At 70.0% G+C, this 12553-nt stretch carries 12 protein-coding genes; 4 read left to right on the plus strand and 8 right to left on the minus strand.

Translation table 11 applies throughout. From position 1 onward, the window contains the following. Positions 1–69: 69 nt before the first annotated feature. The 7 genes from JOE59_RS17300 to JOE59_RS17330 all read right to left on the minus strand — a co-directional run bounded on the left by JOE59_RS17300 (position 70) and on the right by JOE59_RS17330 (position 8385). Positions 70–1914 carry an HSP90 family protein gene (locus JOE59_RS17300; protein WP_204462705.1) on the minus strand — a complete coding sequence of 615 codons (1845 nt, stop codon included), beginning with the start codon at positions 1912–1914 and terminating at the stop codon, positions 70–72. Then, positions 1911–2570, minus strand: a complete 660-nt coding sequence (locus tag JOE59_RS17305) for a metal-dependent transcriptional regulator (protein ID WP_204462707.1) — start codon at positions 2568–2570, stop codon at positions 1911–1913. Before JOE59_RS17305 ends, JOE59_RS17300 begins: the two co-directional genes overlap by 4 nt. A 63-nt stretch (positions 2571–2633) precedes the next feature. Beyond that, on the minus strand, positions 2634–4037 hold the full coding sequence (locus JOE59_RS17310) for an Nramp family divalent metal transporter (RefSeq protein WP_204462709.1): 1404 nt from the start codon (positions 4035–4037) through the stop codon (positions 2634–2636). 61 nt (positions 4038–4098) lie between these two features. Then, positions 4099–5319: an RNA polymerase sigma factor gene (locus tag JOE59_RS17315; protein ID WP_204463464.1), complete on the minus strand. Its 1221-nt coding sequence runs from the start codon at positions 5317–5319 to the stop codon at positions 4099–4101. Continuing rightward, positions 5316–5684 carry a YciI family protein gene (locus JOE59_RS17320; RefSeq protein ID WP_204462711.1) on the minus strand — a complete coding sequence of 123 codons (369 nt, stop codon included), beginning with the start codon at positions 5682–5684 and terminating at the stop codon, positions 5316–5318. Before JOE59_RS17320 ends, JOE59_RS17315 begins: the two co-directional genes overlap by 4 nt. Before the next feature lie 81 nt (positions 5685–5765). Continuing rightward, entirely contained in the window at positions 5766–7337 is a 1572-nt protein-coding gene (locus tag JOE59_RS17325; protein ID WP_204462713.1) for an MFS transporter, read from the minus strand. A 115-nt stretch (positions 7338–7452) separates the two neighbouring features. Further along, positions 7453–8385: an alpha/beta fold hydrolase gene (locus tag JOE59_RS17330; RefSeq protein WP_204462715.1), complete on the minus strand. Its 933-nt coding sequence runs from the start codon at positions 8383–8385 to the stop codon at positions 7453–7455. Between the two features lie 235 nt (positions 8386–8620). Here JOE59_RS17330 and JOE59_RS17335 point away from each other — a divergent pair, with 235 nt between their 5' ends. Continuing rightward, positions 8621–9571 (plus strand): alpha/beta hydrolase, encoded by a 951-nt coding sequence (locus tag JOE59_RS17335; RefSeq protein WP_204462717.1) that lies wholly within the window; start codon positions 8621–8623, stop codon positions 9569–9571. An 84-nt stretch (positions 9572–9655) separates the two neighbouring features. Here the strand turns inward: JOE59_RS17335 and JOE59_RS17340 are convergent, their stop codons facing one another. Then, the gene (locus JOE59_RS17340; RefSeq protein ID WP_204462720.1) at positions 9656–10108 is read right to left on the minus strand and encodes a GNAT family N-acetyltransferase; all 453 of its coding nucleotides are present in this window, start codon (positions 10106–10108) and stop codon (positions 9656–9658) included. 284 nt (positions 10109–10392) lie between these two features. Between JOE59_RS17340 and JOE59_RS17345 the strand changes: the two genes are divergently transcribed. The 3 genes from JOE59_RS17345 (at position 10393) to JOE59_RS17355 (ending at position 12544) form a co-directional block, all read left to right on the plus strand. Continuing rightward, a complete protein-coding gene (locus tag JOE59_RS17345) occupies positions 10393–11130 on the plus strand; it encodes an alpha/beta fold hydrolase (RefSeq protein WP_204462722.1) in 738 nt (245 codons plus the stop codon). Between the two features lie 180 nt (positions 11131–11310). After that, on the plus strand, positions 11311–12192 hold the full coding sequence (locus tag JOE59_RS17350; protein ID WP_204462724.1) for an RNA polymerase sigma-70 factor: 882 nt from the start codon (positions 11311–11313) through the stop codon (positions 12190–12192). Continuing rightward, complete coding sequence (locus JOE59_RS17355) at positions 12179–12544, plus strand: sigma-70 family RNA polymerase sigma factor family protein (protein ID WP_204462726.1); 366 nt, start codon at positions 12179–12181, stop codon at positions 12542–12544. The genes JOE59_RS17350 and JOE59_RS17355 overlap by 14 nt, the downstream gene beginning before the upstream one ends. The last annotated feature ends 9 nt before the right edge of the window (positions 12545–12553 follow it).

Raw genomic sequence — 12553 nt, forward strand, 5'->3', positions numbered from 1 at the left:
GGTCTGAATCGGGGGTCTGAATCGGAGGTCTGAATCGGGGGTATGAATCGAGGGTCCGGGCGGGCCCGGTCAGCGGGCGAGGCTCAAGGCGACGAGGTCGGTGAGCGCGCCCGTCAGCATGGCCCGTTCGCTCGCACGGAGTGGTCGATGGCCGGCGAGCAGCGCCTGCACGTACAGCAGACGGATGGTGCGGTCGAACACGGCGTCGTCGACATCGCCGGCGAGGGTGTGCACGAGGGCGTTGTCCCAGTTGAGGCAGAGCTTCGCACGGGCAGCGCCGCCGCCGCTCGCGAGGCTCGGCATGCTCTCGTCGATCCTGCCGAGCACCCCGCTCCAGAGCGGGCCGGTCAGGTCGCGTGCTGCGCCGCGGGTGATCGAGCGCAGCACCTCGGCGTCTGCGAGGTAGAGGCTCGCGAGGTCGCTCGGCGCGAAGCGGCGCACGCTCGGCTCGCAGCCGACCTCGGCGAGCACTGCACCGGCCCGGGCTTCGAGCGCGAGTGCCGTCGCGCGATCGGCCAGCGGCGGCGGGTCGAGCGAGTCGAGCTCGCCCGAGACGGTCACCCGTTCGACCGTGACGCCCTCGAACAGCAGCGGCAGGCGGCGCAGGATGTCGGCCTCGTGCACGTAGCCGCCGTTGACCACGGCGCGCGACGCCGGCACGATGCCCGCGATCTGACGGAACTCGTCGACGGTCTCGGTGAACCGCACGTGCGGGTGGGCCCGCACGAGCTCGTCGATGGTCATCACGCCGACCGAGGTCTCCACGGTGAGCCAGCGCGTGATGAAGCCCGCGAGCTCGTCGTCGTGCAGCAGCAGCGACTTCAGCCCGAGGTGGTGGATGCCGACGAACTCGGCGAGACGGGCGGGCCGCTCGACGGCGAGCCGCATCACCCAGGCGCGGATCGCGGCACCGAGCTCGCCCCGGGTCGCCTCGAGCGATTCGTCCTCGATGAGGTGCTCGCGCGACGCCGTGGGCCGCAGTCCGTTCGAATCGACGACGGCTCGCGCGAAGAAGGCCCAGTCGGGCAGCAGTTCGTCGGCGCGGGGGTCGACGAGCATGCCGCCGAGGTAGACGCGGTTCGCCTGTCGGGCGCCCGGCGTCGGCGGGAACGGCAGCACGTAGGCGGTGCCATGGGTGTCGGTGGCCGTGGAGTGCAGCTCGATGACCTCGAACGGCGCCCCGCCGACGACCTCGCGCCCGAGTTCGGCGATGCCCCCGTGGGCCTCGGCGCGCGCCTCGCCCGTGAGGGCGAACACCGCCGGCCGGCCGATGCCGTCGAAGCTCCCATCGCCCGTGCCGACGAGGATCGGGATCGGCAGGTACTCGGCGTACCGGCGTGCGAGCTCGCGCAGGCTCGCCGGTGAGCAGAGCTCGGCCTCGTCGGCGCGCGGCACGAGCGAGACGGTGGTGCCGACGGCGACTCCGGATGCCTCGTCGCCCTCGAGCACCCGCACCGTGAAGGTGCCGTCGGTGCTGCCGACCCACTCGACGGGGTCGCCGCCGCGTGCGGAGCGGGAGCGCACGACGATGCGGTCGGCGATCATGAAGCAACTGAGCAGTCCGATGCCGAACTGGCCGAGGAACCCGGCGCGGGGCAGGTCGAACAGGTCGCGCTTCGAACTGCGGCCGACCGTGGCGAGCAACTCGCCGACCTCGTCGGCGGTGAGGCCGACGCCGTCATCCTCGAAGCGGAGCGCCGGCTGGTCGGCCGTCGGCGGGTGGATGCGCACGCCCCACGAGGCATCCTGCCGGCCCTCGTGCTCGGCGCGACCCGTGATGGCGTCGCGGCCGTTCTGGATGAGTTCGCGGAGGAAGACGTGCGGGCCCGAGTAGATGTGCCGGCTCAGGAGGTCGACCACGCCGCGCAGGTCGACGAGGAACGGTCGCACCTCGGGCGTGTGCTCGCCGGTCACGCGGTCAGCCAGATCGCGCTGGCAGCGCCGTTCGGCAGCTCGTGGGTCTCGCCGGCGATGCGCACGCGGGCGTTCGAGTCGCCGTCGAGGGCTTCGATCTCGAGCTCCACCCCCGGGTGCACGCCGGCGGCCTCGAGGTCGCGCAGCAGGCCGGGGTCGCGATCGCTGATGCGGATCACGCGTCCGCGATGCCCGGTGGCGGCCTCGTCGGCGCGCACGAACGGTTCGGCGGCGATCGAGCCGTCGGCGGTGGGGATCGGGTCTCCGTGCGGGTCGCGCAGGGGCCGGCCGAGTCGCGCGTCGATCGCCTCGAGCAGGCGGTCGGAGATGGCGTGCTCGAGGATCTCGGCCTCGTCGTGCACCTCGTCCCAGCCGTAGCCCATCTCCTGCACGAGCCACGTCTCGATGAGCCGGTGGCGGCGCACGACCGCGAGTGCCTGCACGGCGCCGGCCTCGGTGAGGCGCACCGCGCCGTAGGGCACGTGCGAGACGAGGCCCTGCGCGGCCATCTTCTTCACCATCTCGGTGACCGACGAGGGGGCGACCCCGAGCTTGCCGGCGAGCACCGACGGCGTGATGGGGTCGGGCTGCCATTCGGTGTGCGAGTACACCGTCTTGAGGTAGTCCTCGACCGCGGGATTCTTGCTGCTGGGCATCGGCCCCAGACTATCGGGAGCCCGCCCGCCGCGCCGGGTGCCCACGACGTAGCGGGCCCCTCGTCAGGCCCCGGTGAACACGAGCCAGAGCAGCACGCCGTTCAGGGTGATCAGGAACACGGATGCCGCGATGCCGGCCGACGTCGTCGCCCAGTGGTTCTTCCACCGACCGAGCACGCCGGCCTTCGCGGTGAGCGCCACGAGCGGGATGAGGGCGAAGGGGATGCCGAACGAGAGCACCACCTGGCTGAGCACCAGCGAGATGGTCGGGTCGAACCCGAGCCAGAGGATCGTGAGCGCCGGGATCAGGGTCACGAGCCGGCGGAAGATGAGCGGCACCCGAATGTGCAGCAGCCCGTGCATGATCTCTGCGCCGGCGTAGGCGCCGACCGAGGTCGACGCGAGGCCCGAGGCGAGCAGGCCGACGGCGAAGAGGGTCGCGATGACCGGCCCGAGCGCGACGCCGAGCGCCGAGTAGGCGCCCTCGAGGCTGTCGGTGCCCTCGACGCCCGCGAGGTTGACGGCGGCGAGCAGCAGGATGCAGAGGTTCACGGTGCCGGCGATCGCCATCGCGATGGAGACATCCCACCGGGTCGCGCGCAGCAGCAGCCCGGTCGGCACGTCGGTCGCCGTGCCGGGCAGCAGCTCGGGCGCCTCCGAGCGGCGACTGATGCCGAAGCCGTGCCACGCGGGCTTCGGCGTCGCTGCCGACGGGGAACTCGACAGCGACGCGGCGCGCCGCGTGACGAAGCGGTCGCGGCTGAGCGCGGAGTGGGCGTAGATCGCGTGCGGCATGATCGTGGCGCCGAGGATGGACGCGGCGAGCAGCACCGAGTTCGCGTCCGCGAAGCGCGGCACGAGCCCGCCGAGGAGGCCGGCCGGGTCGGGCGGTGCCACGAACACGCCGACGGTGAAGCCGATCGCGATGATGATGAGCAGCCCCATGATGACGAACTCGAAGGTGCGCGGCCCGCGCCGCGACTGCAGCACGAGCAGCCCGATCGAGACGGCGCCCGTGATGAGCCCGCCCCACACGAGCGGCACGCCGAACAACAGGTTGAGCGCGACGGCGCCGCCGATGACCTCGGCGAGGTCGGTCGCCATCGCGACGAGCTCGGCCTGCAGCCAGTAGGCACGGCGTCCCCAGCGGTTGTGGATGGTGCCGCCCAGCACCTCGGGCAGGCTCCGGCCGGTGACGATGCCGAGCTTGGCCGAGAGGTACTGGATGAGCCACGCCATGACGTTGCCGAGCACGACCACCCAGACGAGCAGGTAGCCGTACTGGGCGCCGGCCGTCATGTTGCTCGCGACGTTGCCGGGGTCGAGGTAGGCGACACCGGCGACGAGGGCCGGACCGATCAGCCACGCGACGCGGGGCACGGATGTCGCGCGCCCGTGCTGCCCGGCGGACTCGCCCTCGGGTGCTGGTTCGTTCGTGGTCGTCTCGTCGTCGAGCGTTTTCGGCATACCGAAAACCTATCAAGATTTCGGCGCACCGAAAAGTCCCGGATCGACGACCGCATGCACCTCAGGACTCGAGTCGCCTTGCGCGGGCGGTCAGGTAGTCGCGTTCGGGGATCGAGAGGGTCCGCTGTGCAGCGTCACGGTACTCCTCGATGGCTTCCGCGGTCCTGCCTGCGCGCTCGAGCAGGTGCGCTCGCACTGCGGCGATCCGCTTGCGATCCGTGATCCGTCCGAGGTCGACGAGCGCATCGATGGTCGACAGCCCGGCTTCGGGACCGTGCACCATCGCCTCCGCCACGGCACCGTTGAGCGTGGCGACCGGGTTCTGGGTGGTGTAGTCGAGCAGGCGGTACAGGGCGAGGATCTGCGGCCAGTCGGTGGTCTCGGTGCTGGGGGCCTCGTCGTGGAGCGCTGCGATGGCGGCCTGGATCGCATACGGGCCGGGCGTGCCTCTGGTCAGCGACTCGTCGAGGATGCTCGTCGCCTCGGTGATCGCATCACGATTCCAGAGCGAGCGATCCTGCTCGTCCAGCGGAATGAGTGCACCGCGAGCGTCGGTGCGCGCGGCACGTCGGGCGTCGGTGAGGATCATCAACGACAGCAATCCGGCCGTCTCGACGTGGTCGGGCTGGACCTCGTGGACGAGTCGCCCCAGTCGTATCGCCTCGTCACTGAGCCGGATGTCGCTGGGATCGGTGCCGGAGCTGGAGGTGTGCCCCTCGGTGAACATCACGTAGATGACATCGAGCACCTGGTCGAGACGATCGCCGGGCCCGAGCGGCGGTGGGAAGTTCGTTCCAGCTGAGCGGATGCCGGCCTTGGCGCGGCTGATGCGCTGGGCGATCGTCGCTTCGGGGAGCAGATACGCGTGGGCGATCTGCGCCGTGGTGAGGCCGGCGACCGCGCGGAGCGTCAGCGTCACCTGCGCGGTGCGGCTGAGAGCGGGATGGCAGCACAACCGGAGGAGCCAGATGCTCTCGTCGGCGTGAACGGTCGATGCGTCGGCGAGCGGCTGCCACAGCTCGGCGTAGGCCAGTTCCCGGTCGCGCCGGTGGTGGTCGCTCCGGATGCGGTCGATCATGCGTCGACGCGCACTCGTCAGCAGCCAGGCGAACGGGTCGTCGGGTCTGCCGTCGCGCGGCCATTGGCGATGCGCCGCGAGCAGGGCTTCCTGCACGGCGTCCTCGCAGACGTCCAGCTGACCCGCGCCGTAACGGCGCAGGAGCGCGGCGAGGACCTGCGGCGCGTGAGCGCGCAGCAGGTCCTCATCCGGTGCGTGCGTCAGACGTCTGCTCCGGCCGAGAACATCACGGGCCGGATCTCGAGGGCGAGACCGTCGATGCTCGCATCGGGGAGCTCGCTGGCGAGTTCGATCGCGCGCTCCTCGGACTCGACATCGAGCAGGTAGTACCCGCCCATGAACTCCTTGGTCTCCGCGAACGGTCCGTCCACGGTCTCCGGTCGGCCGTTCCGACTGCGCACGACCTTCGTCTGGCTCGGGGCGCCGAGCGCGTGCGTGCTGAGCATCTCTCCCGTCTCAGTGGTCTTCGCCATGAACGCCTGGTGGCCGTCGCCGATGGTCTGCTGCTGCTCGAGGCTCAGCGAGGCCATGACCTCGGGGTCCACGTGCATCAGGATCAGGTACTTCACGATTCGTTCTCCTTCGTCGTGCTTCGTGGCGGCACGGTGCCGCTTCCCTTGTCGGTCGGAGTCATGTCGGGATTCTCGACGCTAACGCCCGAACGGTTCGATGTGGCGCAATTTCACGGCGGTGATCACGGCGAGGACCGCCATGATCGCGGCGGCGATCAGCGCCGCCGTCTGTATGCCGGAACTGTAGGCGGTCGCCGCTGCGGCGCGCAGTGCGTCATCACCCGACGACGTCGCGAGCTCGACGGCTCGGGCGATGCTCTCCGAAGCGATGGCACGGTCAGCAGGACTCAGGCCGGGAATGGGCGGAAAGCCGAGGCGGTACACCGCGGTCACGATGCTCCCGATCACGGCGATCCCGAGCGCGTATCCGAGCTGCCCGCTGGTTTCGGAGGTGGATGCCGCGGATGAAGCCTGTTCCAACGGTACGGATCCGATGATCAGGTTGGTGCCGAGCGTGGGCAGCGGGGTGGCGCCGAAGCTCACGATGCTGAAACCGAGGACGAGTGGCCACGGTCCGCTCGCCGGACTGACCTGGGTCATGACGACGAGGCCGACGACGGTCAGCGCCAGCCCGGCGCTGATCACGATTCCTGGCCGGATGCGCCGCGCGATCAACGGCATCACGATGAACCCGGCGATGCTCACGATCGCGGGCGGCACGGTGAGGATGCCGGCTGCGAGCACGTCGACTCCCGAGACCAGTTGGAAGAACTGCGTGTTGAGCATCATCATCGGTCCCGTGAGCATCGTCATCGCGAACAGGCTGAACAGCACCAGTCCGAAGCCGCGGGTGCGGAACATCGTCAGATCGAGCAATGGCGCCCGGCGTGCGTCGCCGTCGAGCTGCTGCTGACGTCGGATGAACACCGCCGCGAACATGACGCCGAGCAGGATCGCGAGAGCGGGACTCCACTGGATGCCGGCTCGCGCGAACTCCTTGAGGCCGTACACCACTGGGAGGATCGACGCGAGGGAGAGTGGCACGCTGACCCAGTCGACCCCGCGTCGTGGCTGCCCGGCATCGACAGCCGCTCCGACGTTCGCGCCCGTCTGGTGACGTCGCTCCGGAACCAGGAACGGGAACATCGCGAGCACGAGCGCCATGACGGGCACCGCGAGCAGGAACACCGATCCCCATCGGAACGAGCTCAGCATGACGCCGCCGACGAGCGGTCCGATGATCATGCCGCCCATGAGGCAGGTCATGAACACGCCGAGAGCTGCCGACCGCTGCCGGTCGTCGCGGAACAGCCCGGTCAGCAGTCCGTACAGCGATGGAGTGAGTGCCGCGGCCCCGATGCCGGTGATCGCACGCGCGGCGATCAGCACTTCGGGCGACGGCGCGAACGCCGCCACGGCCGAGGCGACCCCGATCGTCGCGGCGCCGATCACTGCCATCCGGCGCCGCCCCAATCGGTCGGCGAGGCTCCCGAACGCCACGAGGAATCCTGCAAGGGCGAACCCGTACGCGTCGACGATCCACAACTGCTCGCTGGCGTCGACGTCCAGATCCGCCGCGATGCTCGGCAACGCCAGCAGCACCACCGACGTGTCGATGGCGACGACCAGGGCCGCGAGTGCGAGGACCGCCAGCCCAGACCACTCTCGTATTCCCGCCCGCTCGTGCACTCCCGTTGTCGTCGCCGTCATGGTGTTCCTCCTCTTCGCCGGTGTCTCCGACACGTCGTGGTCGGAGACACCGCGCCGTGCTCGACATGGTCGGCCGAGATGGGGTGTGCGCCATGGTCGAGCTGAGAGCCGCGAGCTACGCGGCAGGCCGCCGGGCTGCGAGTGCTGCAGCGTCGTGGACCGCTTCCCCGAACGCGAGCGGCGCCTCCTGCGGGAGGTTGTGGCCGGCGTGCGGCACCTGTCGATGCTCGTGCGGGCCGACGAAGCGAGCGCCGGCGGTGGCGGCGTCTCGTGCAGGGAAGTTGCCGTCGGCGAGTCCGTCGAGCGTGATCGCAGGCACGGTGATCGAGGGAAGCTGCGCCAACTGCGCCTCGAGACGGGAGTACTCCGGTGCGCCTGGCACGTGGAAGAGCCGGTGCCGGTAGGAGTGGATCACGACATCGACGAAGTCGGGGTTGTCGAATGCCGACGCGGCACGGTCGAGTTCAGCATCGTCGAAATCCCAGTCGGGGGAGTTGCGTCGCCAGATCACCTCCGCGATTCCGCGACGGTTCTCGGTCAATCCGGCGCGGCCGCGCTCGGTGAGGAAGTAGAAGAAGTACCAGAAGCCCGCCTCGAGTTCCGGGCGAATGGGCTGCAACGAGGCGCTGATGTCCTGGATGAGGTATCCGTTGACGGAGACGAGGGCGGTGACGCGTTCGGGCCGGAGTGCCGCGACGACGCACGCCGCGCGACCGCCCCAGTCGTACCCCGCGAGGATCGCCTCGGGAATCCGGAGGGCGTCCATGAGTTCGATGACGTCCTGTCCCAGTGCGGCCTGCTGCCCGCTGCGTGGGACGTCGGTGGTGCGGAAGCGGGTGTCGCCGTGCCCGCGGAGGTAGGGCACGATGACGCGGAAGCCTGCGGCGGCCAGGCTCGGTGCCACGTCGACGTAGCTGTGGATGTCGTAGGGGAATCCGTGCAGCAGCAGTACCGGCTGCCCGTCTTCGGGCCCCGCTTCGAAGTAGGCGACGTCGAGGTGCGTCGTCTCGACGTGTCGCAGCGGCTCGAGTCGACATGTCGCGCTCATGGTGTGCTCCTTCTCGTTGCATCGGATCTCAGCGGTGTCTTGGGCCGGCAGGTTCCGACGGAACCCGTCAGGAGCTTCGACCGGACAGGGCGCGCGGTTGTGACGCTCGGGCGGTGGGGCCGGCTCCGCTGCGCCCGCGGCGTCACAGAGCGGTGCGCCGCCCGGTCGTAGTGGGCAGGGGCATCCGCCGGATGCGCCCGGTCACACGACCGACTCGATCTGAAGGGCACCGATCATGAACACGCACGTTCTCGACAGCGAGGCGCAGGCGATCGCCGACGCGACCTCGACACCCCCGTTCCTCTACCAGCTCGGCGCGGACGGCGCCCGGAAGGTCCTCGACGACCTGCAGGCCGCCCCGATCGCGAAGCCCGATGTCGACGAGGAGTGGATCACCGTCCCCGCCGCCGTCGGCGACGTGCAGGTGCGGATCGTCAAGCCGGTCGGCTCGACCGGCCTGCTGCCGACGATCCTCTACATCCACGGCGGTGGCTGGGTCATCGGCAACGCAGCGACCCATGACCGACTCGTGCGCGAGATCGCCGTGGGGGTCGACGCCGCGGTGGTCTTCGTCGAGTACGACCGCTCGCCGGAGGCGAAGCATCCGGTCGCCATCGAACAGGCGTACGCCACCGCCCAGTGGATCACGCGTTCCGGCGCCGAGAAGGGGCTCGATGCGACGCGTCTGGCCGTGGCCGGCGACTCGGTCGGCGGGAACATGACCGCGGTGGTCGCCATCCTCGCGAAGGAGCGCGGCGACGTGTCGTTCGTGCACCAGTCGCTCTACTACCCCGTGACCGACGCCGCCCAGGACACCGACAGCTACCGCGAGTTCGCCGACGGCCCGTACTTGTCGGCCGCAGCCATGGCGTGGTTCTGGGACAGTTACCTGCCGGATGTCGCGAAGCGGGCGGAGATCACGGCCTCGCCGCTTCGCGCGACCATCGAGCAGCTGACGGGCCTCCCCGAGGCGTTCCTGATCACCGACGAGAACGACGTGCTCCGCGATGAGGGCGAAGCGTATGCGCGGCGCCTCTCCGAGGCCGGCGTGCGCACCACGAGCGTGCGCTACAACGGCACGCTGCACGACTTCATGATGCTGAACCCGCTCCGCCCTTCGCCCGCCGTCACGGCAGCGGTCGAGCAGGCGGTGCACGTGCTCCGGAAGGCCCTCGGCCGCGCCTGAGCACGATGACGACCCGGTGGGCGATCGTGCCCACCGGGTCGAGCTCGTTCACGCACCGGAGCCCATGAACGAGCGTCACTTCGCCTATGTGCTCGCCCGGTTCGGTCCCAACAGGTCTGCGTACTCGCGATGCTCGGCGATGAACGCCGCGACGACCGGACACCGCACGGTGATGCGCAGCCCCCGTTCGCGGATGTCGTCGAGCGCGTCCGCGATGAGGTCGTCGGCGATGCCGCGCCCGCGGAACTCGGGCACGACGGTCGTGGTGAGCACGATGATGCGGTCGTCCGCGACGTCGTAGCGGAAGCTCGCGATCTGCCTGCCGTCGATGGTCGCGGCGTAGACCCGCTCATCGACGTGGTGCAGCACCCGGATCTCGGATTCGGTGTCCGCCGAGGGTCGGTCGACCTCGTGGACGGTGCGGGCCGTCGCCTCGTCGATGACGGCCACCGTGCCCTCGTCGAGGAAACCGGTGCCATCGGGGTAGCCGGCCGAATCGGGATACTCGATCGGCCCGATGTCGTTGCCTGCGTTCATCGCGTCCTCCTCTGTCCGAAACACTGGTCGTGACAGGCATCGGCGGCGGGTGGGACCAGCCGTGCTCTGCTTGGCGCATACCTCCGGAGAGGCCGCCTGAAACCCGGTGCTCCCGCTCTTGCCTCACGGCTCGGCCGAGCCTGTCACGAGCAATGACCGAGTGGACGTGCGAGTTGTGACGCGGCGACCCGAAACCCGGTCCCGGTCACAATCCGCCGCCGTGCCCGGTCTGAGCTGATATCGCGTCCGCACCGGGTGGATGCGGTTCGAGAAGGGGAACAGCCATGTCAGATCAGAAGCCGACCGTCGTGCTCGTGCACGGCGCTTTCGCCGAGTCCGCCAGCTGGAACGGCGTCATCGCGGCGCTCTACGCCGAGGGGATGACCTCGGTCGCGGTCGCCAACCCGCTCCGCAGCCTCGCCGGTGACGCCGCCTACGTGCGCGATGTCATCGCCTCGATCGACGGGCCCGTGGTGCTCGTCGGCCACTCGTACGGCGGCCTCGTGATCAGCGAGGCATCCGCAGGCAACGACCAGGTCGCCGGCCTCGTGTACGCCGCGGCGTTCGTGCCAGAACCCGGCGACAGCGCCTTCTCGCTCTCGGCGAGCGAGCCCGGCTCGACGCTGGGCGACGCCCTCGACGCGCGCCCCATCTCGACGGGCGGCAACGAGTTCGTGATCCGCCGCCCCGCCTTCCACGACCAGTTCGCCGCCGACGTGCCCGTGCAGGTCGCGGGCCTGATGGGTGCGACCCAGCGTCCGGTGACCGAGGCGGCGCTGACGGACGCCGTGCAGGCGACGATTCCCGGTTGGAAGGACCGCCCGTCATGGCACGTCTTCGGCAGCGAGGACCGCAACATCCCGGTCGCCGTGCACCGCGCGGGCGCCGAGCGCGCGGGCTCGCGCGGCACGACCGAGCTCACGGGTACCTCCCACGCCGTCAGCGTCTCGCAGCCCGAGGCGGTGGCCGCCACGATCCTCGACGCCGTGCGCGAGGTGAGCGGCAATCGAGTGGCCGCGTAGGCGGCGTTCGTGAATCGCTGCCGGGTGCGCGGTCGACTGCCGGTCCCGCGCACCCGCACCACGCGATGCATGTCAGAGATCCTGAATGGAATCTCGCGGATCTCGTCACAACTGCGCGGGCTCTCCGGTCTCAGTTGGAAAGGACTGCTGTCGTCCTCCACCGACTGACAGGATCAGAACATGGAAGCGAACCTCGACGAGGCGCTCGCCGCCTTCCAAGCCGTGCGCGGGCGGCTCTTCGGCATCGCATACCGCATGCTCGGCAGCGCCAGCGAGGCCGAGGACATCGTGCAAGAGGCGTGGTTGCGATGGCAGGGCACCGACCGCACGGTCGTGCAGGACCCGCCGGCCTTCCTCGCGACGGCAACGACTCGCCTTGCGATCAACGCCTTGCAGTCGGCGCGCAGCCAGCGTGAGACCTACATCGGCCCGTGGCTGCCCGAGCCGGTCGATACGAGCGCGGACCCGACGCTCGGCGCCGAGCGTGCCGAGGCGTTGGGCTTCGCCGTGCTCGTCATGCTCGAGCGCCTCACCCCGACGGAGCGGGCCGCCTACGTGCTGCGCGAGGCGTTCGCGTACCCGTACGAGCAGATCTGCGAGATCGTGCAGGTCTCCGAGGCTGCGGCCCGCCAGCTCGTCTCGCGTGCGCGGAAGCACCTCACCGGTGAACGCCGACGCGAAGTGCCCCAGTCCGAACAGCGGCGGCTCCTCACCGCGTTCCTGGCCGCGGCGAAGACCGGCGACCTCGTGCAGCTGGAGCGTTTGCTCTCCGAGGACGTCGTGTCGTACACCGATGGCGGCGGGGTCGTGCGCGCCTCCAAGTTCCCCGTGGTCGGTCGCGAGCGTGTCGCGAAGTTCGTGCGCGCCTTCCACACGCATTTCTGGAACGGCGTGGACATCATCGAGGCCGAGACGAACGGCCAGGCGTCGGTGATGCTCTCGAAGGACGGCGCCACCTTCGCCGTGATCACCCTGGTGATCGGTGCACAGGGCATCGATCAGGTCCTGTGGATGATGAACCCCGGCAAACTCGGGGCTGCGACCGCTCGTGCCGCCGGATGACCTCGCCGCTCGTCTCCTCGTCGCATGGGAACGACGGGACGAGGTCGCACTCTCGAGCGTGCTGCACCGCGATGTCGTGCTGATCGTCGACTCCGGCGATGAGACCGGCGGCGAACTCTGCGGCCGCGTCCGCGTGATCCGCGCGCTCGGTGCGCAGCTGACCCGGTATGCGGATGTCTCGCTGCAACCCGTGCACGTCAGCGGGCGCTCCGGCATCGCCCTCCGCCGCGACGGCGGCGAGGTGGTGGGAGTGCTGAGCCTCGACGGTGCGGAGCCGATCGGTGCACTCTGGCTCTCGACGGCGCCTGCGAAGCTCGCGCACTGGAACCGTCGACGCCCCGACATCTGCTGATACCCGGCG

Origin of the sequence: Agromyces cerinus (assembly GCF_016907835.1) — a bacterium.
Taxonomy (GTDB): Bacteria; Actinomycetota; Actinomycetes; order Actinomycetales; family Microbacteriaceae; genus Agromyces; species Agromyces nitratus.